This window comes from Shouchella hunanensis (assembly GCF_028735875.1).
GTDB classification, from domain to species: Bacteria; Bacillota; Bacilli; order Bacillales; family Bacillaceae_D; genus Shouchella; species Shouchella hunanensis.
In genome coordinates, this window is record NZ_CP117834.1 from 3,034,579 (window position 1) to 3,058,576 (window position 23,998).

Consider the following 23,998-nt stretch of genomic DNA (forward strand, 5'->3'; position numbering starts at 1 on the left):
TTAGCAAGGCTTTTTTTGTTTAATCGATTTTTTCAAGATTTCCGTTCGTCTCCATTCGAAACGCGACTTGATCATCTAAATCTTCCTCTAAAATAGCCATTCTTCTTGCACGATTCATAATGGAGATAAGTGATTGATAATCTTCTTCAATCATGCTGTGCTCTTGCTTATTTCTCGATAATTGCTTTTCTAATTCTCCGATATGCGCTTGTGCTGTTTGTAGTTTTTGACGTAACCTTTGGTTCTCTTCTTTTAATGAACTAGAAGCCCCTAGGTCAAATGTCTTTAATTGGGCAATAATTGATTCCATTGACGGTTCGTTTTCATTGAATTGCTTAGTTGGCTGTATAGATTCAAACGGTCTCGCTTCAAGCTTCTGATAGCTTGTTGAAAAAGGTGCGGCGACCATACGTTTACGCATCTTTCTTTCTCGTTTCGCTTCTTCAATTGTACTTAAGTGCTTTTGTCGTATAACGGCATTCCATCGGAATCCGCAAGCAGCTGATGTTCGATTTAACGCATCGCCTACTTCATCAAAAGCTTTTAATTGAGTGCTTCCATCTTTTATATGGGAAAGTACTGTATCCGCTAATAATACGTCATCTTCGTGTGACCACGCATCTTGTCTTATTTTCATTATCTCAACTCCTAGCAATTATGTCTTGCTATTACTTTAACCAGAGTTTTCTTTTTTTATACTAGGCTAGTAATAAAGGAGAGAGAAAAGAATTCTAGAAGATTCAAAAGTTGTTACTGCCGCTTTTCGTAAAGTGCAGCAAGCGCATGTTCAAATTTATTGTCGTGATTTGGCTCATAATAGTGGTGATTTTTAAAAGCATCCGGTAAATATTGTTGCTTTACCCAACCTCCGTCAAAGTCATGCGGATACTTATACTCAGTACCTCTACCTAAGTTTTTAGCACCTTGATAATGCGCGTCTTTTAAATGTAGCGGAATTGTTGCGTTTCCTCCTTCGCGAAGCGCCGCTATAGCAGCATCGATTCCTTTATAGGCACGATTACTTTTAGGTGATAGAGCCAGTTCAATCACAGCATTCGCCAATGGGATTCGTGCCTCGGGTAGACCGATACGTTCTGCCGCTTCAATCGCAGTTAATGTGCGTGAACCAGCTTGAGGGTTTGCCAGTCCGATATCTTCATATGCAATAACAAGAAGGCGGCGGTGAATACTAACTAAATCTCCTGCTTCTAATAATCGAGCAAGATAGTGTAAACTTGCATCAACATCGCTCCCGCGAATGGATTTTTGAAAAGCAGACAAAACATCATAGTGGCCATCACCATCTTTGTCATGCTGAATGCTTTTCTTTTGGATACTTTGTTCTGCTGTTTCTAACGGAATAGATCGAATGCCATTTTCATCTTTTGGAGTCGAAAGAACCGCGAGTTCGAGAGCATTTAATCCAGCTCGTACATCACCACCGCAAGCAAGAGCTAAATGTGTAATCGCCTTAGCATCAATGTCAATTTTCTCATGACCAAGCCCATGTTCATTGTCAGTTAAAGCTCGGTGAAGTGCTTGTTCAATTTCAACTGGATTTAATTGTTCAAGCTCAAATATATGACAACGGCTTCGAATAGCAGGATTAATAGAGTGATAAGGATTGGCCGTTGTAGCACCAATTAGCAGTATTAAGCCACTTTCTAAATGTGGCAATAAAAAGTCTTGTTTCGCTTTATCGAGTCGATGAACTTCGTCTAATATGAGAATGATGGATCCATACATTTTTGCTTCAGCTACGACCGTTTCCATATCTTTTTTATTATGGACGGTGGCATTTAAAAGGCGATAATGATGGCCACTTGTACCAGCAATGGCACTCGCTATAGACGTTTTTCCAGTGCCGGGAGGACCATATAAGACCATTGATGAAAGTTGGTTTGCTTCCACCATGCGGCGTAATAATTTTCCTTCACCTAACAAGCGTTCTTGACCGATTACATCATCAATAGAAGTCGGCCTCATTCGAAAAGCAAGTGGTTTTTGTTTCATTCGTATCCTCCTGACTCACTCATTCTGTTTACAGTGTAGCTTATCTTTATTTTCGAGAGCAAATCGAAAAGCACTCAACCTATTAATCAGATAAGAAATCATGCTATAATATGATATGGAGAAATAATGTGAGCGAATACGTGAACGAATTGGATAGGAAACGATTTAAAGGAGCTACTCATTATGAAAATATCGACAAAAGGTCGCTACGGATTGACAATTATGATGGCACTAGCAAAAAAAGAAGGGGAAGGTCCCATTTCATTAAAGTCAATTGCACAAGAATACAATCTATCTGAACATTATTTAGAGCAACTAATTGCCCCGCTTCGAAATGCAACTCTGGTAAAAAGTGTGCGTGGTGCGTACGGCGGCTATAAGCTAGCAAAGCAGCCAGAAGAGATTACAGCTGGTGATATTATCCGTGTATTGGAAGGACCGATTAGCCCGGTGGAAGTGTTGGATGATGAAGAGCCGGCTAAACGCGATCTCTGGATTAAAATAAGAGATGCTGTTAAAGACGTGCTTGATACAACAACGCTCTCGGATTTAGCGAACTTTAAAGAAGATGGCGAGCAAGATTATTACATGTTTTACATTTAAAAAGGTGATGGAATGAACGAATACTATTTTGATCATGCTGCTACCTCATCGGTTCACCCACAAGTGATTGAGGCGATGATTCCATATTATACAGAAGTGTTCGGCAACCCATCGAGTAGTCATCGATTTGGGCGTCGAGCAAAACAAGCATTAACGGATGCTCGACATCGTTTAGCCACACATATTCATGCTAGTACGGATGAAATAATTTTTACAAGTGGTGGTACAGAGGCGAACAACCTTGCACTGCTTGGATACGCTAGAGCGAATCAAATGAAGGGAAAGCATTTGATTACATCTAAAATTGAGCATCATGCAGTATTACACACGATGAAGCAACTTGAAAGAGAAGGATTTACGATTACCTATGTTGACGTGGATACAACTGGAAGAGTATCAGCTAACGATATAGAAGCGGCATTAACAGAAGAGACCATATTGGTATCTATTATGTATGGTAATAATGAGGTCGGAACAATACAACCAATAGAAGAAATCGGAGCCATTCTTAAATCTCACCAAGCCGTTTTTCACACAGATGCTGTTCAGGCTGCAGGATTAAAAACCCTTGATCGTCAGTTGTTAGGTGTTGATATGCTTTCACTTGCTAGTCATAAGGTGAACGGACCAAAAGGTGTAGGGTGTTTATATGTATCAAAAGCATTGACCCTTGATGCAACGACCTATGGTGGTGAACAAGAGCGGAAACGTCGTGCCGGCACAGAAAATGTACCGGGTATTGTTGGTTTTTCAAAAGCGATTGAGCTTGCAAAAGAGCAACAGGACGTCAATCAGCAAAAGTACAATACTTTCCAAGCCGCATTTATAGAAATAATGGATGCTCATGGTGTAGAGTATGTACTAAACGGATCGAAAACGCGTTTAGCCCACATTCTTAATGTGAGTTTTCGTGACGTTAAGACTGAAACATTACTAATGAAACTTGATCTAGCGGGCATTGTTGCATCTGGAGGTTCTGCTTGTACAGCTGGTACACTGGTTCCATCCCATGTTATAGAAGCGATGTATGGAAAAGGTAACCATAGAGTAGTGGAAGCGATTCGCTTTAGCTTTGGATTAACTAATGAAGAAAGCGAAACGATAGAAGCATTTAGTAAAATAGCTACAATTGTCAAGGCAGAACAAAGCCGAGATGATTTTATCGAATAGATTAAATAAGCGAGGGAAAATGTATGAAAAAACCAGAAGAGACTCGAGTTGTCGTCGGAATGTCTGGTGGCGTCGATTCTTCTGTTACAGCACTTGTCTTAAAAGAGCAAGGCTATGACGTCATTGGGATCTTCATGAAAAACTGGGACGATACAAACGATTCAGGCTTTTGCTCTGCAACAGAAGATTATGAGGATGTGGAGCGTGTTGCTCAACAGCTTGATATTCCTTATTATGCGGTCAATTTTGAAAAAGAGTATTGGGACAAAGTATTTACGTACTTTTTAGATGAATACAAATCTGGGCGCACGCCAAATCCAGATGTTATGTGTAACAAAGAAATTAAATTTAAAGCATTTTTGAATCACGCAATCGCTCTTGGGGCTGATTATGTAGCAACAGGGCACTATGCGCAAATTGATTATAAAGATGGGGAGTATCAATTACTAAAAGGTGCTGATGCTAATAAAGATCAAACATACTTTTTGAATGCTTTAAGTCAGAAGCAATTATCTAAAGTGATGTTCCCGCTTGGTCATATGGCGAAAGCAGATGTACGAAAGAAAGCGGAAGAGGCTGGGCTAGCAACAGCGAAAAAGAAAGATAGTACAGGCATTTGTTTTATTGGCGAGCGAGATTTTAAAGAATTTTTACAAACGTTTATTCCTGCTCAACCTGGCGAAATGCAAACCGTTGATGGTGAAGTGAAGGGCGAGCATGATGGATTAATGTACTATACATTAGGACAAAGGCAGGGATTAGGAATAGGTGGTGCCGGTGAACCTTGGTTTGTTATTGATAAAGACTTAGAACGAAACGTATTAATCGTTGGACAAGGCTTTCATCATGAAGGGTTATACTCTTCTGGTTTAAAAGCAGTAGGAATGAACTGGATTATGAGTGAACCAGATGCTGAATTTACATGTAAAGCAAAGTTTCGGTATCGTCAAGATGATCAATGGGTCACGGTTATTCCACGAGAAAACGGACAGGTTGATATTCTCTTCCATGAGAAACAACGTGCGATTACACCAGGACAGGCAGTCGTGTTATATGATCAAGAACGTTGCCTCGGTGGAGGAACAATTGATGAGGTTATACGGGAAAACGTCTAAAGGCGTTTTCCTTTTTTCAAGGGGGTATGTATAAATGGATTTATCAACAGGAATTGCATTTATGAAGGAAGCGAACTATGAAGAGGCAGCAAAGGTGTTTACTGTCTATATTGAAGAAAACCCAAAAGCGCCAGAAGGCTATTTAAATATGGCGAACCTTTTACGTGTGCTTGGTGACCGAGAACGGGCCGTTGTCTTTAATGAGCGTGCAATTGAACTAGATAAGAACGCGACCACCGCCTATTATAGCCTTGGTGTGCTTGCGTATGAAGACGAGCATTACCAAGAAGCGATAAAACATTTTCTTACAGCACAACAAAAAGGGTTAGCGGATGCTGACTTATTTTATATGCTTGGGATGTCCCATTATCAGTTAGGTTCCCTTGCTCATGCACAGGCTAATTTAAGTCGTGCACATGAATTGCAAGCAGACGATCTGGAGATTACATTTCAATATGGTCTCTGCCTTGCACAACAAAACCAGCTAGCAGAAGCAGAAGCGCTATTTATTGACGTAATAAAACAAGACTCAACTCATGCGGATGCCTATTACAACCTTGGTGTCATTCATTTGTCTTCAGAAAGAGTAGAAGAAGCACTAAAATGTTTTGACTTAGCTCTAACGAATCAAGAGGACCATTTACTTGCTGGAAATGCGAAACGTGTTGTAGAAGATGCACTGAACAAAGGGTGAGTGTCTGCTTATGGATGTTGAAGAAACAGGAAGATACATTAAAGGAAAAGTGACACACGTGCTATTCCGTAATGCTGAAAATGATTATACGGTTGCTACTGTTAAAATTGATAAAACGAATGAACAAATTGAAGCGAAGAAAACAACAATAGTCGGTCACCTTCCAGAGCTTGAGATGGACGAAACGTATTCGTTTTTTGGACAGGTTACCGAACACCCAAAGTTTGGTACACAATATAAAGTTGAGACATTTAAAAGGGAAATGCCTAAAACGAAAAATGGTATTATTAAATTTCTTTCAAGTGATCGTTTTCCTGGTATTGGAACGAAAACAGCCGAAACGATTGTTAATGAACTAGGTGAACGCGCAATTTCGCTTATTATTGAAGATCAGCATGTTCTTGATCGAGTGCCAAAGTTGAAAAAAGAGAATGCTATGATGCTTCATCAACGTTTATTAGAACATCAAGGAGCCGAACAAGTTATTATTCAGTTATCTCAATATGGCTTTGGGACAGAGCTATCAATGAATGTGTATCGCGCGTATAAACTTCAAGCACTTGATATTATTCGTACTAATCCATATTTATTAATAAAAGACGTAGAAGGAGTTGGTTTTCGCCGCGCCGATCAGCTTGGGGCAGCCATTGGCTTAACTGGGGATCATCCGGAACGCGTGCGTGCGGGCATCTTATATTTAATTAATGAATTAAGTATTCAAGATGGGCACCTTTTTCTTTATACGGACTCGTTTGTTCAAGAGGTTGTGCTATTGTTACATACGCCAACTAAGCCTGTAAGTGGTGAGACCGTTCAACAAATCATCAAAGAAATGAATGAAGATGGTCTTGTTGTAACAGAGCATGACCGTATTTATATGAAATCCCTTTTTTATGCGGAGCGAGGAATCGCGCAAAATATTATGCGGATTAAATCCTATGAGCTTAAATCTGAATTTACGCAAGCAGATATGGAAAAAACCCTTGGTGAGCTGGAAGAAAATCATAATGTAACGTATTCTCCTTTACAAAAAGAAGCAATAGAAAAGGCACTTCATTCACCTATCATGCTGTTGACTGGAGGCCCAGGTACAGGGAAAACCACCGTTATAAAAGGAATTGTAGAATCTTATGCACGTTTACAAGGTGTGAATCTTGATGGGCAAGGAAATGGTGAAAAAGACAATCGGTCTTTGCCAATCAAGCTAGCTGCGCCTACGGGGCGTGCAGCGAAACGAATGGCTGAAGCAACCGAGCTAGCTGCTGGTACAATTCATAGCTTACTTGGCTGGAAAGGAAGCACTACAGGTTTTGATAAAGGAGATCACGATCAGCTCGAAGGTGAACTGTTAATTGTAGATGAAATGTCCATGGTTGATGCATGGGTGGCCAATCAGTTGTTTAAAGCGATTCCAAAAGGGATGCAAGTCATTCTTGTCGGTGATGAAAATCAATTACCATCTGTTGGTCCAGGACAAGTACTAAAAGATTTGCTTGATGCGAATGTTATTCCCACCGTTCAGTTAAGCGAAATTTATCGACAGGCCGAAGGTTCATCCATTATTGAGCTAGCTCATTCCATGAAAGATGGTCATTTGCCAACTGATCTTACCGCAAAAAAACCTGATTTACGCTTCTTCTCCTGTCACACCCATCAAGTGAAGCAAGCTGTTTGGCAAATATGTGAAAATGCACTAACAAAAGGCTATAGTCCCAGGGAAATTCAAGTATTAGCTCCGATCTATCGGGGTGGAGCTGGCATTATTGAGTTAAATACAATGTTGCAAACACTCTTTAATCCAGCTAAAGAAGGCCGGAGAGAACTACCTTTCGGTGATGTTATTTTTCGTAAAGGTGACATGGTGCTTCAACTTGTGAATAATGCAGAAGAAAACGTCTTTAATGGAGACAGAGGAGAAATTGTAGCTGTCCTTTATGCCAAAGAAACGACGGAGAAAAAAGACCAGCTCGTTGTATCATTCGATGGATTAGAAGTGACGTACGAGAAAAAAGACTTCACTCAATTAACCCATGCCTATTGTTCTTCTATTCATAAAGCTCAAGGGAGTGAATTTCCTATTGTCGTCATGCCGGTCGTTGGGAATTATCAACGCATGCTACGACGGAATTTGTTATACACGGGGATTACAAGAGCAAAGCAGTTCTTACTTTTATGCGGTGATATAAATACATTTGAACAAGCGATTCAAAAAAGTAATGACGGCAGGCAATCATTATTAAAAGACCGACTTCAAGAACGAATGATGTAGCTGGTAACCATCTCCGGGGATAAGGAAGGAGAAGGTACATACATTATAACTGTTCGGAGAGGTGGTGCAGCTTTTGCGAACGATGCAGGGAGTGATTGGTCTACCAATTGTTTCCATGGTAAATGGCAAAGAGATCGGACAAATTTGTGACGGCTGTATGTGTGATGGTCGAATAGTAGGGTTTATGATTAAGCGAAACCACGCCTTACTTCATCACCATGGTTTTCTTCCTTTTGAAGCCATTCAGCATCTCGGCGAACAAGCCGTTATGATTGATGAAGACTCAAAAGTGGAGAATGTTGCGGATACGCATAAGCATTATGATCCTATTTGTACAAGCCGCAAAAAGTTTAAGGGGAAGCCTGTCTTATCCTCAGAAGGCGATATGCTTGGTTTAGCAGAAGATGTATATTTTTCAATGGAAGTGGGCACCATCGTAGGGTATGAAGTGACAGATGGCTGGTTGTCGGATATTAAAGAAGGTCGAAAAGTTGTGAAAGGTCATGACTTACTTCTTTGTAAGGAACGAGCGATCTTGTCTCTGTAGAGGAGGCACCTATAATGCGATGTCCGAATTGCCATTTAAAAGATATTGGTAAAATTGGCACAAATCAATATTACTGTTGGCACTGTTTCATTGAAATGAGCCTTGTTAAAGGAACATTAATGCTTCATCAAGTAGAGGAAGATGGGTCTTTGAGTTCGCTCGATGATTTATTTGCAGAAGAAGAAAGACAAATAGATTTATAAAGAATCGAGGTGAATCGATCTTGCGTAAATCCATTGCGCCATTAATGGTAATTGGTCTTGGGGCTGCTTGGTATTCAATGAACGATAAGAAGGCGAAAAAGAAAGTATACAATTTCTTTGAACCGATCATGGAAGCGGATAAGAAGTTAATGAACGGAAAAACATGGAAAAAAACAAAGAAAAAAGTGAAAAAAATGTTTCACTAATAGCTGTGCTTATCAAGAACATGGATCTTCATTCCATGTTCTTTTTTTGTTAATTTACCTTCAAGTTGCGCATTCTAAATGAAAGAGAGGGGTGAACCGATTGAAGCGGGACTTACTAGTTGCAGACGTATTAAAATGGTCGAAATGGCTTATTATGTTAGTATTCTTTTTACTTGTATTATACTTGCTTACATATATTCAGCCACTTCTCGCTGTCGTACAGCCGCTTATTTGGCCTATTCTTGTATCCATATTAATTGCGTATTTGTTGCATCCGTTAATTGAGAAAGCCGTACATTCCGGCATGAATCGAAGTGTGGCAACGGCTTTGCTGTTTCTTTTTTTTATCCTAGTTGTAGCAGCTCTTCTTTTTTTAGGAATACCAATCGTTGTAAGACAAGTACAAGAGGCAATGGTGGTACTGCCTCAACATATTGGTTCCATAAAAGCGATGCTTCTTACTTATCAAGAAAAAACGGAGGGTTTACCGGATCCCTTACGAGAGCATGTAGGAGACTGGTCCGAAAAAGTAGAACAATTTACAGCAAAAGGGTTAGATCAGCTAGAGTCCTTTATTTTGACGGTAATACAATCCAGCGTATTATGGATTGTGGTTCCATTTCTTGTCTTTTATTTGTTAAAAGATTTTACTCTATTACAACGAGTCGGTTTTTATGTAACACCGAGAAAATGGCGAACCATGACACGCCTTTATTTAAAAGACGTGGATAAAACGTTTGGATCGTATTTGCGTGGACAATTACTTGTTGCCCTTTGCGTTGGCGGTTTATCAACGATTGCCCTTCTTATTTTAGGCGTGCCGTATGCCTTTTTACTTGGTATTTTTATTGGGGCAACAAATTTTATTCCATATTTCGGCGCTTTTATCGGAGCCATCCCAGCAGTTGGCTCAGCCTTACTCGTATCTCCATCGTTAGCGCTTTTTACTGCTATTAGTATCTTTGTGACACAGCAAATAGAAGGAAACGTGTTGTCCCCGCTAATTGTAGGAAAAACGGTTCATCTGCACCCAATTTTAATCATCTTAGCGCTACTTGTAGGAGTGGAGGTAGGAGGAATTGTTGGATTACTTGTTGCTGTGCCAGTAACAGCTATCGCAAAAGTTACCTTGCTTCACATCCGGACGTATATAAAGGGGGAAGTGGAGTTTAATTGACTTTTGAAGACTTGCGCGCTATAATCTTCGTGAATCAAGTTACGTACATGCATAATGAATAATTACAATGAAAGAACGAGTACGCATTAGCCCGTTTAAAGAGAGATGCTTTCTTGGCTGAAAAAAGCATTAACGAAGAAATGCGGAATGCTATTCTGGAGTAGCGAGTATATCGCCGTTACCTGCGTTAAAGGACTTAAGTGATAATAAGAGAATTCTTGTTATAATTAAGGGTGGTACCGCGTGAAAACAATCTCGTCCCTTTACAGGGAAGGGATTGTTTTATTTGTTTTTATACATAAAGGAGATGAGTCCAAAAATGAAGAAATTAACTTCAGCACAAGTGCGACAAATGTTTATTGATTTCTTTAAAGAAAAAGGTCACTCTGTAGAGCCGAGTGCATCATTAGTCCCGTTTGAAGATCCTAGTTTACTATGGATTAACAGCGGAGTGGCTACATTGAAAAAATATTTTGATGGTCGTATAATTCCTGAAAACCCACGTATCGTTAACGCTCAAAAATCGATTCGAACGAATGATATTGAAATTGTTGGAAAAACGGCTCGTCACCATACCTTCTTTGAAATGCTTGGCAACTTTTCAATTGGTGATTATTTTAAAGAAGAAGCGATTATTTGGAGTTGGGAATTTCTCACAAGTGATCAATGGATTGGCTTTGATAAAGAGAAACTATCGGTTACAGTTCACCCTGAAGATCATGAAGCGTATAAATTATGGATTGAAAAAGTGGGTGTACCTGAAGAACGAATTATTCGTTTAGAAGGGAATTTTTGGGATATTGGTGAAGGGCCAAGTGGACCAAACTCGGAAATTTTTTATGATCGTGGTCCAAGCTATGGCAACGATCCGAAAGACCCTGAGTTGTACCCAGGGGGAGAAAATGAGCGTTATTTAGAAATTTGGAATTTAGTTTTCTCGCAATTTAATCACAATGCAGATGGTACCTATACACCATTACCGAAGAAAAACATTGATACTGGGATGGGACTAGAGCGAATGGTATCTGTCATTCAAGATGCAAAAACAAATTTTGATACAGATTTGTTCTTACCAATTATTAAAGAGACCGAGAAATTAGCAAACGCCCCTTATAATAATGGTAATGAAGCAGTAGATACAGCTTATAAAGTGGTAGTGGATCATATTCGAACAGTTGCATTTGCAATTGGGGATGGCGCACTTCCGTCAAACGAAGGAAGAGGCTACGTGCTAAGACGTTTACTTAGACGTGCGGTACGCTTTGCAAAAACAATTGGGATTGAAAAGCCGTTCATGCATACCCTCGTACCAGTAGTTGGTGCTATCATGGAAGATTTCTATCCAGAAGTTAACGAAAAGAAAGCGTTTATTCAACGTGTGATTCGCACAGAGGAAGAACGTTTTCACGAAACACTCCATGAAGGATTAGTGATCTTAAGTGAGATTATGAAAAAGGCAAAAGAAAACAATGAACAGACGATTACGGGTAAAGATGTGTTTCGCTTATACGACACATACGGTTTCCCGGTTGATTTAACCGAAGAATATGTGGAAGAAGAGGGGCTTCACATTCATCGTGAAGAATTTGAAAAGGAGATGGAAGCACAGCGTAACCGTGCACGTGCCGCTAGGCAGGAAAGCGCATCAATGGGTGTTCAAGAAGATGTGTTTGGTGATTTAAAAACACCAAGTATGTTCGTAGGCTATGAGTATACGGAAACGACCTCTACAATTAACGTCATGATAAAAGACAAAGAAACCATCGATGTGGCGCAATTAGGCGATACGGTTTCAATTATCTTAGACGAAACCCCTTTTTATGCCGAAAGCGGTGGTCAAGTAGCGGATCAAGGTGTTCTCTATACAGATAAAGGACAAGGACGCGTACGAGATGTTAAAAAAGCGCCAAATGGCCAACATTTGCACACAGTTGAAATGGAGTCAGGCACTCTTCAACAAGGTGATAAAGTTCAAGCACGTATTGAAGTAAGAGAACGGTTAGACATTGTGAAAAATCATACGGCAACGCATTTGCTTCACCAAGCCTTGAAAGATGTTCTTGGAGAGCACGTTAATCAAGCAGGTTCTCTTGTAAACGGAGATCGACTTCGCTTTGATTTTTCTCATTTTGGTCAAGTGACGCCAAATGAGCTTGCGCAAATCGAACAGCTTGTAAACGAAAAAATTTGGCAAGCACTGCCGGTCTCGATTACGACTGAGTCTCTTGCAACTGCGAAAGAAAAAGGCGCGATGGCGCTTTTCGGTGAAAAATATGGTGATGAAGTGCGACTTGTTCAAATTGGCGATTATAGCTTAGAGTTATGCGGAGGTTGTCACGTTCGCAATTCAGCTGAAATTGGCTTATTTAAGCTCGTTAGCGAATCTGGTATTGGTGCAGGAGTCCGACGAATTGAAGCAGTGACATCAAAAGGAGCTTATGACTTTGTTAACGATCAATTATCATTGTTAACGGATGCGCAAGAGCGTTTGAAAGTAAAACAGCTACGAGATGTACCTGCAAGAATCGATGCATTACAACAAGATTTACGTGAATTAAATCGTGAAAATGAGTCATTAACTGCACGACTTGCTCAAAAAGAAGCAGGGCAATTGCTTGATAAAGCAGAAGAGATTAATGGCATTTCAGTATTGGCGGAAGTCGTACAAGCAAAAGATATGGATTCATTACGCGCAATGGTCGATTCTTTAAAGCAAGAGGATCGTAAAGCAGTTATTGTACTAGGAGCGAAAACAGGTGATAAAGTGTCACTTGTTGCAGGTGTTACGAAAGCAGCGATAAGTGAAGGTCTCCATGCTGGGAAATTAATTAAAGAAGTAGCAAGTCGAACTGGCGGTGGCGGTGGCGGCCGTCCTGATATGGCTCAAGCTGGTGGTAAAGATCCATCGAAACTTCAAGATGCGTTAAACTATGTGAAGGAACATGTCAATTTAATTTCCTAATTGAACCAATCTGTTGTACAATGAAGACGATACTGTATTTGAGCAAACCTTCTATTACTAAAATAAAAGAGGTGAGAGCAATTGAGTTCAATGGATAATACGATGCAATTTAACTTTAATGATGATTCCTTTGATAAAGACGTTCGTGAAGTGCTCTTATCTGTTTATGATGCACTTGAGGAAAAAGGGTATAATCCAATTAATCAAATTGTAGGCTACCTCTTGTCTGGCGACCCGGCCTATATACCAAGACATAAAGATGCACGTACACTCATTCGCAAACTTGAACGAGATGAACTGATTGAAACATTGGTTAAATCTTATTTAAAGGAGCAGGGAAAAACAATTAAATGAAAATACTCGGACTAGATGTAGGGACGAAAACGATTGGCATTGCATTAAGTGATGCATTTGGTTGGACTGCTCAAGGTTTGAAAACGATTAGAAGAAATGAATCGAATGAAGCAGAGGACTTTAAACAAATTGTATCTTTAATAGAAGAGCATGCTGTTCAAACTGTTGTTGTTGGTTATCCTAAAAATATGGATGGAACCATCGGGGCAAGTGGCCAAAGAAGTGAACAGTTCGTCGCACAGTTGTCAGAATATGTTTCCATTCATACCGAGCTTTGGGACGAGCGTTTAACAACGATGGCCGCTGAGCGTGTGTTAGTTGATGCAGATGTTAGTCGAAAGAAACGCAAAAAAGTGATTGACCAGATGGCGGCTCGTTTAATCCTGCAAGGGTATCTCGATCGACGTTCATACACTAAATAGAAAAAAGGTAGGTTTTTTACATGGCACAAGAAGAAAAAGAGCGTTTTGTTATTCCAGATGAAGAAGGTACGGAGCACTTATTTGATGAACTATTCCGTTTTACGGTTGATGAAACAAACAAATCGTATATGGTTTTAGTTCCAGTTGGCGAAGAAGAGGATGACGATGAGGAAGTAGAAGTATTTGCTTTCCGTTACGAAGATCGTGAAGATGAAGACAATGATATTGCCTTCTTCCCAGTTGAAACAGATGAAGAGTGGGAAATGATTGAAGAAATGTTGAATACATTTTCTGAGGAAGAAGACGAGTAAATAGCACATAACCCGTGCAGGCGTTGCACGGGTTCATCCGTATGTGTATGCTGCACATCGTCCAATTCCCCTATACAAGAAAGCAGAAAACTATTGTATAATTGGACGAGTGAGGAGGCAATTAATGTCAAAAGAAAAGAAATATAAAGCTAATGATGTTTATCAAGAGCGTGCATCTCAGGCAAAGACAGTTCGAAAGATTGTCTTCATCAGTCTGTCGGCTTTTTTTGTCGTTGTACTTGCTGTTATCATTGGCGGTTATACGTACTTTGTTAATGCATTAAAGCCTGTCGATGCAAGTGATGACGGACAGGATGTTGAAGTTCACATTCCAGTAAATACCTCTACTTCACAAATTGCACAAATCTTAGAAGATGAGGGTGTTATTAGAAATGCAACGTTCTTTCGCTATTATACAAGGTATAAAAACGAATCAGGTTTCCAAGCAGGAACCTATTCACTCAATACATCAATGAATACTGATGAAATTATCGAAGAATTAAAAGATGGTCTTGTTATGGCAGAAGCGACGACGACGATTGTCATTCCAGAAGGACTAACACTAAACACGATTACAGAACGTCTAAGTGAATTTACAGGTGATAGTCAAGACGATATCTTTTCGTTTATCGATGATGAAGAATTTGTTCAATCACTTATTGAAGAATACGACATGCTAACGGAAGAAATTTTAGATGAAGACATTCATCACCCACTTGAGGGCTATCTCTTTCCTGCTAGCTATCAGTTCGATGAGGAACAGCCTGACATTGAAGCGGTTGTACGTTCAATGCTCGACCAAATGCAAATTGTTTATAATGAAAGACAAGGAATCATTAATGCCAGTGACTATACATTTCATGAACTTTTGACGATTGGCTCCATCGTAGAACGTGAGGCAAGGGAAAGAGAAGATCGTTTTACGATTGCTGGAGTCTTGCATAATCGTTTAAATGAAGGTATGATGCTACAAGTAGATCCTACGGTTGCCTATGCGCAAGGGGAACATATTTATATGACCACATATGACGATTTAGAGGTAGATTCACCTTATAATACGTATCAGCATACAGGTTTACCGCCAGGTCCAATTTCTACTGTGCGAGAGGAAGCGCTCGTTGCGGCAGCTGATCCAAATGAAACAAATTATCTTTACTTTTATGCCCGTTATAATGGCGAGATTATTTATAATGAAGAGTATGATGCTCATTTAGAGGCAAGAGATACGTATCGTCATGAATGGCAAGAGGCAGCAGAGGATACTGAATAAAGTAAGCATAGGGAGCAACGTGCTCCCATGCTTTTTTCGTAAAAGGATGTTCGAACGTACATGATAAATGAAGAAATGATCTCATATATTGCATCTTTAAACCGTGCAAAAAGCAAACTGGTTCTTGAAATGGAAGCATTGGCTCGCAAAGAAAACGTGCCGATTATGGATGAACTGTCATTAAGCGCAATGGTTTCCATTTTGCAAGCACAGCAACCAAAGCGAATTTTAGAAGTAGGGACAGCGATTGGTTATTCTGCTATACGATTAGCGGAAGCGCTTCCTTCAACAACCATTATTACCATTGAGCGGGATGAGCACCGCTACGAACAAGCTGTAGCTCATATTGAACGGGCGGGACTATCGGACCGAATTATTCCTTATCTGGCTGATGCAGAAGATGCCGTTCATTTGCTTACACCCTACCTTCCTTTTGACAGTATTTTTATTGATGCTGCTAAAGGAAAATATCAAGCATTCTTTGAACAGTTTGAACCGCTTTTATCAGATAATGGTGTTATCTTAAGTGATAATATTTTATTTAGAGGGCTTGTAGCTAAACAAGATTTATCTATGGAGCCTAAGCGAATTCAAAAGCTGGTTTCAAAAATAAAGCACTACAATGAATGGCTTAGTCAACACACTGAGTTTTACACATCCATTATTCCAATCGGAGACGGTATAGCTTGTAGTACGAGAATAAAGAGGGAAGATTATGACAATAAATCAAAATAGACCTGTTATTATAGGGGTAGCTGGTGGTACTGGTTCTGGCAAAACAACCGTTGCAAAAGAAATTTTTAATCAATTTAACCAATCTTCTATTGTTTTGATTGAACAAGATGCTTACTATAAGAATCAAGATCATCTTGCGTTTGAAGACCGATTAAAAACAAATTACGATCATCCGCTTGCATTTGACAATGAGTTGCTTTATGCTCACCTGAGACAGCTTGTTGATCGCACGCCTATTTACAAACCTGCATATGACTATGCGCAGCATACACGTGCAAAGGAAGTACTGGAAATCGAACCGAAAGACGTCATTATTTTAGAAGGGATTTTAATTCTAGAAGATGAGCGTTTACGCAGTATGATGGACATTAAAGTATTTGTTGACACGGATGCTGACATTCGTATTATGAGGCGACTTTTAAGGGATACAAAAGAAAGAGGGCGTACGATTGAATCTGTTATCGAGCAATATACCAATGTGGTTCGTCCGATGCATTTACAATTTATTGAACCAACGAAGCGTTATGCAGACGTGATTATTCCTGAAGGTGGAGAAAATAAAGTTGCGATTGATTTAATGGCAACAAAGATCAGAACGGTTATCCAACAAAAGCAGGATTCAAACATCTAATGATATAGATTCTTTACTAACATTGAGGAGTGAATGAAAGAATGGCTGAAGAGAAAAAACATTATATGACAGAAGAAGGAAAAAAGAAATTAGAAGATGAATTGCAACATTTAATTACGACTCGACGTAAAGAAGTAGTCGAGCGTATCAAAATAGCTAGAAGTTTTGGCGATTTATCAGAGAACTCCGAGTACGACTCCGCAAAGGAAGACCAGGCGTTTGTAGAAGGTCGAATTGCACAACTTGAAAAAATGATTCGTAATGCTGTCATGATTGAAAAAGAAAAAACAGCAAGTAATGTTGTATCACTTGGTAAAACAGTACGTCTAATTGAATTACCTGATGGGGATGAAGAAGAGTACACCATTGTTGGTTCAGCTGAATCAGACCCACTTGATGGGAAGATTTCAAATGACTCCCCAATGGCACAAAGCTTATTAGGGAAAACGGTTAAAGATAAAGTCACGGTCAATACGCCAGCTGGTGAAATGGAAGTAGAAATTTTAGAGATTCGCTAATAGTAAAAAAGTCTCCTTTTTCTGTTTAACTGAAGGAGACTTTTTTCGCTTGCTAAGTGATACCTGTTGCGGTTTAATTAGAACGAGCTATAATGGAGTAGAGAGATAGGAGGGAATTTACACTATGGGCCAACGTTATGAAAGCCGTAAAGATAAACGAAAAAACCAAATCCTTAACATCGCGATTACCATTGTTGTCATTCTAATTCTCTTTTTTGGAGGTACATTAGTCGTAAATATGGTGAATCAAGACCAAACTGCTACAGAAGAGAGCAGACAAATTATAGACCCTGATTCAGATGAATCGGATGAGTCTAGTGATAATGAGGAAACAGAAGACGAGGCAAATGAAGAAGATGCTTCAAATGAAGAAGACGGTATAGATGAGGAAGAAGCGACTGAAGAGGACGATGCCAACGAAGAAGAAGATGGCGGACAAGCTGAAGTAGGGGATGTGTTACCAACAGAGCAAACGAACCCTGCTCCAAATAACTTCGGTGGTCAAAATTGGAATGAGATGGAACAAGCAGCATATAATGCAACTGGTCTATCGAGTAGTACGAGTGATACCATTTGGATTGGAAACGGTGGATCGACTACGAGTGCCATTGTGACGCTATTAGATAAAGGCACGGGGCTGTATTATCAAGTTCGTTTACAGTGGGTAGAATCCCCAGAACTTGGCTGGCAAATTGAATCAGTGAATCAATCGGAAACAAATCCGAATTAAAGAACCAAAGCCTTTCCATTCACACTGTATGGAGAGGCTTTTCTTTGCTCGAAAGGAAAAATCGTATTGAAGTAAAGAAAACGGACTATTCAATGCTTAAAGAATAGACTTTTTTAGTGAAACAAGTGAAAGCAATGTGTATACTAGTTGAGGAAGCATTTTGCTAGGGAAAGGATGAATTAAATGAAAATAGGCATCATCGGCGCAATGGAAGAAGAGGTTAATTATTTAAGAAAGCAAATGACGGATGTAACGGTAACAGTTATTGCAAATTGTGAGTTTACAGACGGCAATTTGAACGGTACAAATGTTATTTTAACAAAATGCGGAATTGGTAAAGTGAACGCCGCTTTAGCAACGTCTATTTTAAACGATCGCTATCAACCAACATATGTTATTAATACAGGTGTAGCAGGCGGTTTAAACCAAACGATGGCTGTAGGGGATTTGGTTATCTCAACAGAAGTGCGTCATCACGATGTAGACGCAACTGTATTTGGATATGAGTATGGTCAAGTACCAGGTATGGTTTCAGCATATTTACCTGAACCAACTCTAATTGAAGCAGCAAAGGACGCTGCAACCAAGGTTGGCTTTCACGTTGAGGAAGGTTTAGTTGTAACAGGAGATTCGTTTATGGACGATGAAGAGCGAGTGAACGCTGTCAAAGTGCGTTTTCCAACTGCATTTTGTGCAGAAATGGAAGCTGCTGCGATTGCACAAGTCTGTCATCAATACGGAACACCTTTTGTCATTATACGTGCATTATCTGACGTTGCTGGGCAAGATGCGAAAATGTCTTATGACACCTTTTTAGAAAAATCAGCTGTCAATTCAGCGAAACAAGTCATGCTAATGATTGAGTCATTGGCGTAACGTTTTTTTCCAGTTGAGGAAAGAGTCTTCGCTTCTTTTAAGCACGTCATCTGTTATGATGAGGGAAAGGGGGAAGCGGAGTGGATCAAAGAGATAAACTAGTATATGCAAAAAAAGACTATCATGCTTTTTGTCTTGTGTTTTTAGGTATTGGTTTCTTTTTAACTGTGGGTTTATGGCTTCCAGAACCCTATCGAATTGAAACAACGTTGGCATTAGCTGTTATTGTAGGCGCCTGTCTTGTTTTTTCCAGTGGCTGTTTTGTCTTGTCTTGGCTAGCAAATATGCGTTTACAACGATTAAATAATAAAGAATAAAAAAAGCTGTCCCAAAAGTCCTGTAGCAGACTTGACGGACAGCTTTTTTATAAAGGCGGAAGCCCTTGTTTTATGATTTTATATGCTCTAGAAATTCTTGTAAGATACGAGCAGTTAACCCCCATATAATATGCTCTTTATACACATAAAAAGATTCTGGGGTACTATAGCGCTTGTCTTGATAAGCGACGGCATTGGCAATACGATCGATAGGAAAATCTTTTCCAGGCTTAATGATAACATCTACATAGCCAATTTCAGGCGGTGTAGAGAGTAGTACGGCTACTGGAACGGTAAACCAATCTTCTACTTCAGCTGTGTTCGGTTTAATCTCATCTAGTGAATCAATATACGCAACGAAAGGATGAATGAGGCCACGCCGAGGAGATTCGATTTTATTTAGAGAAGAAAGAATCGTTACTTTCTCTTGTTTTATACCAAACTCTTCATGGAACTCTCTTAAAGCAGCGGCTTGCGCATCTTGATCATCTCGATCAATTCGACCTCCAGGAAAACAAGTCTCACCAGGTTGAGCATGTAACGTTAATGCTCGAACTTGGAATAGAATATGAAGTTCATCTTTTATGGAAACAAGGGGCAAAAGAACGGCAGCATCACGCACATAGTTTTTCTTTTGAGGTGTTGAAAGCTTCTGTTTAATTTCTTCTAAATTCACAATACCCTCCAACTGAAAAATACTGTTAGATCTTGTTACAATCTCAATGAAATCGTTTGGATCATCCATTATAGTAATATATAAGGAAAGGATATAACCCTTGCTTTCTAATTGTTCTTTCTTGTCTCTCTCCCCAATTGGGCGACCATATTATGTGGTCGCCACTTTTTTTTGCTTAATAAATAAGAGAAAGAAACTCTTCTTTACTAATAGATCCAAAATATGCTTTTAAATCCGCCGAATCAAGTACCTGAGCTAGCTCACTAGCATCGTAGCGCTTGCCAACGAGTTGTTCTTCAAGTCCACTCACATCAGCTACCCCAAAAAAATCACCAAAAATCTTACAGTCACTTATAACGCCTTTTTTAACATTTAAGCGTAAGTCAATGGTTCCAATTGGAAATCGTTTTGACCGCTGAATATCAAAGGCTGGGGATTTACCATAATTCCAGTCCCAACTTTGATAGCGCTCAGAAGATAATGCGTTAATTTCTTTCCATTCCTCTTCAGTTATCACATGCTCTGGAATGTCTTCCTGCCCATTAAAAATGTATTGTAAAAGCATAGACTTAAACTCTTCCATTGTCATCGGCTGTTTAAGAAACTCAGAAATATTTGCCACTCGACTTCGGATAGATTTAATCCCTTTTGATTTTATTTTATCATCCTTCACACGAAGCGCAGAAACGACGTTTTCAATTTCAGATTGCAACATTAATGTACCGTGAGAAAACATTCTTCCTTTTGTTGTAAACTGGGCATTACCAGAGATCTTTCTTTCTCCAACTTGAATGTCATTTCTACCACTTAATTCAGCCTGAACCCCAAGCTGTTTTAATGCTTGTACAACGGGCTCCGTAAATTTTTTGAAGTTATGAAAAGAATCTCCGTCATCCTTTGTAATGAAGCTAAAATTTAAATTGCCCAAATCGTGATAAACCGCGCCACCTCCTGAAAGACGACGAACGACATGTAGATTGTTGTCTTTCACATAATCGAGGTTAATTTCTTCAAATGTATTTTGATTTTTACCAATAATAATGGACGGTTCGTTAATATAAAATAAGAGGTAAGATTCATTAGGGTCAAGGTTTTTTAATGCCCATTCTTCGATTGCTAAATTGATCCGAGGATCTGTCAGATTGTTGTTATTAATAAACTTCATAGTAGAACTCCCTTCCGTACTCGTACACTTACTAGTATACTCATTTTACTCCAGTAAATCGAGGGATTCGTTTCCTTCTCAGATAGCTTTAAGATACCGAATAAGAAAAAGCTTGTTTTGTTTGTTGAAAACAAGCTAGTGCCATAAACATGTCGTATTTGCACATCTTCTTTTCATAATAAAAAGAAGCAAGGAGGTTAGTTCCCCTTGCCACGACTGTGCTTATAAAATTCATGGAACAACTTCATTAACGCCCGTTTCTCAATCCGAGACACATAGCTTCTAGAAATTTTTAACTCTTTCGCGATTTCTCTTTGCGTACGTTCTTCCTCCATATTCAAACCAAAACGACCGATGACAACTTCTTTTTCTCGTTCATCTAACACATGAATGTATTCATATATTTGCTTTTTTTCCATTTCCGCTTGCAAAATATCAACAATATCATCTGCATCTTCTTGTAAAATGTCGATAAGACTAATTTCATTACCTTCTTTGTCCGTTCCAATTGGATCATGAAGGGATACGTCTTTCTTTACTTTTTTTAATGCCCTCAAATGCATTAGAATCTCCGTTTTGATGTCACAAAGTAAACGGAAATATTTAACATGAGACTACCTATAAGGTGGTCTTTAATTTTTATTTTGTTCTGCTTGCCATCTTAAATATTTAAGGTGCTTAGCAAGTTCTTGTCTTTCCTCTTCGGTAATTTCTCCGTATTCATCATCAAAGTAAACTTTCTTCTTGTCGCTATTATCTCGCAGATCGTTAGCTTCGAGTAAATAACCTGCATTTGTATATAAATCAATTAATTCCACTTTTAAATGCTTAGACAAAGTAGACAAAGTTTCCATAGATGGTTTTTGTGTTCCGTTTTCAATACGCGCAATGGTTCCATTAGATAAACCACTTGCTTCTGCTAATTGACGTTGGCTTTTAAATCCACTTTCTTTTCGGAGCTTGGCAATGTATGTACCGAGTTTTTTAGCTTCCATAATAAACACCTCTATCAATGTTATAAGCTTATTTTAGCAGTATTGTGTCGTACTTTAAACAAAAACATGGATAATTTGAAAAATAACTGTTGCGTACAATACACATGTGTAGTAGACTAAACGTGTAGAGGCGAAACGAACGAAGAAAGGAGGTTAGGATTTGAAGATCGTACTGGATATAGAAGCTTTTGAAAGAGCTCAAAAAGAGATGGGCCTTAACAATAGTGAGTTAGCGAGAAAAATGAAAATTTCTCGAAGTCGATTGTGGAGAGCTAAGCTACCTGTAACGCATACAAATTTTTGTTACCCTGGTGAAGATTTTATAACGGGATCGTTATCAGTGTTCAAAGATAAGAAATTTGATGATTTATTTTTTTTATCGAATGTGTGTAGCGAATACACGAAAGTTATATAAGGAGGGGTAATTCATGAAGGTCACTGTGTTGTATGGTCCACATTTTAAAGCAAATGTAAATCGTTGTTACGACTATTTAGTTAAAAGATACCAAGAAGAATTAAACAAACCAAACAAAAAGGAGGCTTAACAATGATCGAACCTACATCAGAAATCAAACGCCGCTGCATCGAACTAGTTATCGAGGATTACTTAGAAGGATCGCCACACACGCTCATTGATCGCTCATTCTTTAGAGATTTTGACCGACTTAAAGGCGTTATCGCATTAGAGCTACACAAGCACGGATTTCGCACATTAAGCATTAAAGGGGATTTGTTGGTAACTAAATTTTAGGAAGGAAGTGTGAAAGTGAACATTTTTCAGAAGTTAGTAGAAGTAAGAAAAGCAGTACCTTATCTACAGAAGTCGCAACAAGGACAACAGTATCAATATGTTGGATCAAGTCAGGTACTAGCAGCAGTTAGAGAAAAGATGGATGAATTGCAGTTGCTTCTTATTCCATCAATTACAGATAAGACTCTCCACTTGTCGGCAATCGAGCAATTCAATAAGGATTCAGACAAGCCTTTTAAACGGACTACGACCTACTTCACTGAGTTGGAAATGAAAATGACATGGGTGAATGCAGAAAAGCCAGAAGAGAAAATAGAGATACCGTGGTATGCACAAGGTGTAGATATCGCAGGGGAAAAGGGTGTTGGTAAGGCGTTAACTTACGGGGAGAAATATTTCCTATTAAAGCAGTTTAATATCTCAACAGATAAAGACGATCCAGACGCATTTCAAGATAAACAAGAACAGAGCAAACCTAAGCCAAAGCCAGAAATGCCTAGTACAGAGTTAATCGACAACATAAAAAACACAGCGAATGAATTAGCGGAATTACGAGGTACTGACCCGGCGACTGTGTTCGAAAACTTGAAGATCAAGGATCTAAGCAAATTAAACAAACAACAAGCAGAACAGATCTTAACAAAACTCGAAAACTGGTTCAAGCAAGCCCAACAAAAAGCTATAGAGACACAAAAATAGGACGCTCCCAACCACGAAAGCGTCCTAACATAAAAAGGTTAGTCCGATTATAACACACTTTCTATTAAATGGAGGCTCTTATGAGTACAAAACCAAAACAAATTACAAATGCACAACGTTTAACCGAAATGATAGCCTGTGTAGTTCTTGGAATAGTCCTCACGTTAGCTTGGGTGAATATATGAATGAAAATGACAAGTTCATCCGAACGGCTATAAGCAACTTTGGCATAATACAGCAACAACAGTATGAAAAGGGGATCAAGAAGTACGGTGCTCCCTTTAACCCTGACCACTTTAACCAGCGTGAAGTATCAGCTCACGCATTTGAGGAGCTAGCCGATCTCCTTGTCTATGTATCCGGCATGTCCGAGAAACTTAGCAAGCAGGAACAGAAAATAAACAAGCTAGAGACATCTTTAAAGCTTGTCAGAAACGAAGCATTAAGGGATTCTCCAGATAGAGAAAGGATCAATCTACTATATCGCAAAGCCCTCTTTCTAACGGATTTACACATGTTCTAACGTAGTCTTATCGAGTCAGAATCATTTGTCTATTATATACAGCGGTTAGGGTACTAGCCGCTTAGT

Annotated in this window: 29 protein-coding genes, 1 pseudogene and 1 other annotated feature; of the genes and pseudogenes, 24 read left to right on the forward strand and 6 right to left on the reverse strand. The window is 39.2% G+C overall.

Annotation, left to right across the window (positions count from 1 at the left end; translation table 11 throughout):
* Window positions 1-19: 19 nt before the first annotated feature.
* Entirely contained in the window at window positions 20-637 is a 618-nt protein-coding gene (locus PQ477_RS15465) for an RsfA family transcriptional regulator (RefSeq protein WP_274272412.1), read from the reverse strand.
* A 113-nt stretch (window positions 638-750) separates the two neighbouring features.
* The gene (locus PQ477_RS15470; protein WP_144558711.1) at window positions 751-2,013 is read right to left on the reverse strand and encodes a replication-associated recombination protein A; all 1,263 of its coding nucleotides are present in this window, start codon (window positions 2,011-2,013) and stop codon (window positions 751-753) included.
* A gap of 183 nt (window positions 2,014-2,196) precedes the next feature.
* Here PQ477_RS15470 and cymR point away from each other — a divergent pair, with 183 nt between their 5' ends.
* The 20 genes from cymR to PQ477_RS15570 all read left to right on the forward strand — a co-directional run bounded on the left by cymR (window position 2,197) and on the right by PQ477_RS15570 (window position 19,123).
* Window positions 2,197-2,616, forward strand: a complete 420-nt coding sequence (cymR, locus tag PQ477_RS15475) for a cysteine metabolism transcriptional regulator CymR (protein ID WP_035396059.1) — start codon at window positions 2,197-2,199, stop codon at window positions 2,614-2,616.
* Window positions 2,617-2,628: 12 nt separating this feature from the next.
* Complete coding sequence (locus tag PQ477_RS15480) at window positions 2,629-3,786, forward strand: cysteine desulfurase family protein (RefSeq protein WP_274272413.1); 1,158 nt, start codon at window positions 2,629-2,631, stop codon at window positions 3,784-3,786.
* 23 nt (window positions 3,787-3,809) lie between these two features.
* Window positions 3,810-4,901 (forward strand): tRNA 2-thiouridine(34) synthase MnmA, encoded by a 1,092-nt coding sequence (gene mnmA, locus PQ477_RS15485; RefSeq protein ID WP_060705989.1) that lies wholly within the window; start codon window positions 3,810-3,812, stop codon window positions 4,899-4,901.
* 34 nt (window positions 4,902-4,935) lie between these two features.
* Window positions 4,936-5,595, forward strand: a complete 660-nt coding sequence (locus PQ477_RS15490; RefSeq protein WP_060705976.1) for a tetratricopeptide repeat protein — start codon at window positions 4,936-4,938, stop codon at window positions 5,593-5,595.
* Between the two features lie 10 nt (window positions 5,596-5,605).
* On the forward strand, window positions 5,606-7,864 hold the full coding sequence (recD2, locus tag PQ477_RS15495; RefSeq protein WP_274272414.1) for an SF1B family DNA helicase RecD2: 2,259 nt from the start codon (window positions 5,606-5,608) through the stop codon (window positions 7,862-7,864).
* An 82-nt stretch (window positions 7,865-7,946) separates the two neighbouring features.
* The gene (locus PQ477_RS15500) at window positions 7,947-8,411 is read left to right on the forward strand and encodes a PRC-barrel domain-containing protein (RefSeq protein ID WP_274273586.1); all 465 of its coding nucleotides are present in this window, start codon (window positions 7,947-7,949) and stop codon (window positions 8,409-8,411) included.
* Between the two features lie 14 nt (window positions 8,412-8,425).
* Complete coding sequence (locus PQ477_RS15505; RefSeq protein WP_176463610.1) at window positions 8,426-8,614, forward strand: YrzR-like zinc ribbon domain; 189 nt, start codon at window positions 8,426-8,428, stop codon at window positions 8,612-8,614.
* A gap of 20 nt (window positions 8,615-8,634) precedes the next feature.
* The gene (locus PQ477_RS15510; RefSeq protein ID WP_035396047.1) at window positions 8,635-8,820 is read left to right on the forward strand and encodes a DUF3918 family protein; all 186 of its coding nucleotides are present in this window, start codon (window positions 8,635-8,637) and stop codon (window positions 8,818-8,820) included.
* Between the two features lie 100 nt (window positions 8,821-8,920).
* Window positions 8,921-9,997, forward strand: a complete 1,077-nt coding sequence (locus PQ477_RS15515; RefSeq protein WP_432813880.1) for an AI-2E family transporter — start codon at window positions 8,921-8,923, stop codon at window positions 9,995-9,997.
* Between the two features lie 58 nt (window positions 9,998-10,055).
* Window positions 10,056-10,263 (forward strand) — a binding site (T-box leader).
* Window positions 10,264-10,316: 53 nt separating this feature from the next.
* Entirely contained in the window at window positions 10,317-12,959 is a 2,643-nt protein-coding gene (alaS, locus tag PQ477_RS15520; protein WP_274272416.1) for an alanine--tRNA ligase, read from the forward strand.
* An 81-nt stretch (window positions 12,960-13,040) separates the two neighbouring features.
* Window positions 13,041-13,313, forward strand: coding sequence for an IreB family regulatory phosphoprotein (locus tag PQ477_RS15525; RefSeq protein ID WP_055737379.1), 273 nt, complete (start codon window positions 13,041-13,043; stop codon window positions 13,311-13,313).
* Window positions 13,310-13,735, forward strand: a complete 426-nt coding sequence (gene ruvX, locus PQ477_RS15530; protein ID WP_035396041.1) for a Holliday junction resolvase RuvX — start codon at window positions 13,310-13,312, stop codon at window positions 13,733-13,735. The genes PQ477_RS15525 and ruvX overlap by 4 nt, the downstream gene beginning before the upstream one ends.
* Before the next feature lie 20 nt (window positions 13,736-13,755).
* Window positions 13,756-14,046 (forward strand): DUF1292 domain-containing protein, encoded by a 291-nt coding sequence (locus PQ477_RS15535; protein ID WP_038478752.1) that lies wholly within the window; start codon window positions 13,756-13,758, stop codon window positions 14,044-14,046.
* A 124-nt stretch (window positions 14,047-14,170) separates the two neighbouring features.
* Window positions 14,171-15,316 carry an endolytic transglycosylase MltG gene (gene mltG, locus PQ477_RS15540; RefSeq protein ID WP_144558716.1) on the forward strand — a complete coding sequence of 382 codons (1,146 nt, stop codon included), beginning with the start codon at window positions 14,171-14,173 and terminating at the stop codon, window positions 15,314-15,316.
* A gap of 60 nt (window positions 15,317-15,376) precedes the next feature.
* Window positions 15,377-16,051 carry an O-methyltransferase gene (locus PQ477_RS15545; protein ID WP_274272417.1) on the forward strand — a complete coding sequence of 225 codons (675 nt, stop codon included), beginning with the start codon at window positions 15,377-15,379 and terminating at the stop codon, window positions 16,049-16,051.
* Window positions 16,032-16,682 carry a uridine kinase gene (udk, locus tag PQ477_RS15550; protein ID WP_038478762.1) on the forward strand — a complete coding sequence of 217 codons (651 nt, stop codon included), beginning with the start codon at window positions 16,032-16,034 and terminating at the stop codon, window positions 16,680-16,682. The genes PQ477_RS15545 and udk overlap by 20 nt, the downstream gene beginning before the upstream one ends.
* Window positions 16,683-16,723: 41 nt before the next feature.
* Complete coding sequence (greA, locus tag PQ477_RS15555) at window positions 16,724-17,200, forward strand: transcription elongation factor GreA (protein WP_035396039.1); 477 nt, start codon at window positions 16,724-16,726, stop codon at window positions 17,198-17,200.
* 124 nt (window positions 17,201-17,324) lie between these two features.
* Window positions 17,325-17,930 (forward strand): YrrS family protein, encoded by a 606-nt coding sequence (locus PQ477_RS15560; protein ID WP_051667458.1) that lies wholly within the window; start codon window positions 17,325-17,327, stop codon window positions 17,928-17,930.
* Between the two features lie 183 nt (window positions 17,931-18,113).
* On the forward strand, window positions 18,114-18,806 hold the full coding sequence (gene mtnN / locus PQ477_RS15565) for a 5'-methylthioadenosine/S-adenosylhomocysteine nucleosidase (RefSeq protein ID WP_038478765.1): 693 nt from the start codon (window positions 18,114-18,116) through the stop codon (window positions 18,804-18,806).
* A gap of 80 nt (window positions 18,807-18,886) precedes the next feature.
* Window positions 18,887-19,123: a YrhC family protein gene (locus PQ477_RS15570; protein ID WP_035396032.1), complete on the forward strand. Its 237-nt coding sequence runs from the start codon at window positions 18,887-18,889 to the stop codon at window positions 19,121-19,123.
* Between the two features lie 70 nt (window positions 19,124-19,193).
* Here the strand turns inward: PQ477_RS15570 and PQ477_RS15575 are convergent, their stop codons facing one another.
* From PQ477_RS15575 to PQ477_RS15590, 4 genes and pseudogenes are all read right to left on the reverse strand, one after another.
* On the reverse strand, window positions 19,194-19,799 hold the full coding sequence (locus PQ477_RS15575; RefSeq protein WP_185690738.1) for an NUDIX hydrolase: 606 nt from the start codon (window positions 19,797-19,799) through the stop codon (window positions 19,194-19,196).
* 175 nt (window positions 19,800-19,974) lie between these two features.
* Complete coding sequence (gene lplA / locus PQ477_RS15580; RefSeq protein WP_038478768.1) at window positions 19,975-20,964, reverse strand: lipoate--protein ligase; 990 nt, start codon at window positions 20,962-20,964, stop codon at window positions 19,975-19,977.
* A 197-nt stretch (window positions 20,965-21,161) separates the two neighbouring features.
* Window positions 21,162-21,545, reverse strand: a pseudogene (locus PQ477_RS15585) (sigma-70 family RNA polymerase sigma factor); the annotation flags it as partial.
* Between the two features lie 51 nt (window positions 21,546-21,596).
* A complete protein-coding gene (locus PQ477_RS15590) occupies window positions 21,597-21,959 on the reverse strand; it encodes a helix-turn-helix domain-containing protein (protein WP_055737388.1) in 363 nt (120 codons plus the stop codon).
* 160 nt (window positions 21,960-22,119) lie between these two features.
* Between PQ477_RS15590 and PQ477_RS15595 the strand changes: the two genes are divergently transcribed.
* The 4 genes from PQ477_RS15595 to PQ477_RS15610 all read left to right on the forward strand — a co-directional run bounded on the left by PQ477_RS15595 (window position 22,120) and on the right by PQ477_RS15610 (window position 23,932).
* Window positions 22,120-22,374, forward strand: coding sequence for a hypothetical protein (locus PQ477_RS15595; RefSeq protein ID WP_274272418.1), 255 nt, complete (start codon window positions 22,120-22,122; stop codon window positions 22,372-22,374).
* Between the two features lie 132 nt (window positions 22,375-22,506).
* A complete protein-coding gene (locus tag PQ477_RS15600) occupies window positions 22,507-22,710 on the forward strand; it encodes a hypothetical protein (RefSeq protein ID WP_274272419.1) in 204 nt (67 codons plus the stop codon).
* Between the two features lie 15 nt (window positions 22,711-22,725).
* The gene (locus tag PQ477_RS15605; protein WP_274272420.1) at window positions 22,726-23,409 is read left to right on the forward strand and encodes an ERF family protein; all 684 of its coding nucleotides are present in this window, start codon (window positions 22,726-22,728) and stop codon (window positions 23,407-23,409) included.
* A 181-nt stretch (window positions 23,410-23,590) separates the two neighbouring features.
* Window positions 23,591-23,932: a hypothetical protein gene (locus PQ477_RS15610; protein WP_274272421.1), complete on the forward strand. Its 342-nt coding sequence runs from the start codon at window positions 23,591-23,593 to the stop codon at window positions 23,930-23,932.
* The last annotated feature ends 66 nt before the right edge of the window (window positions 23,933-23,998 follow it).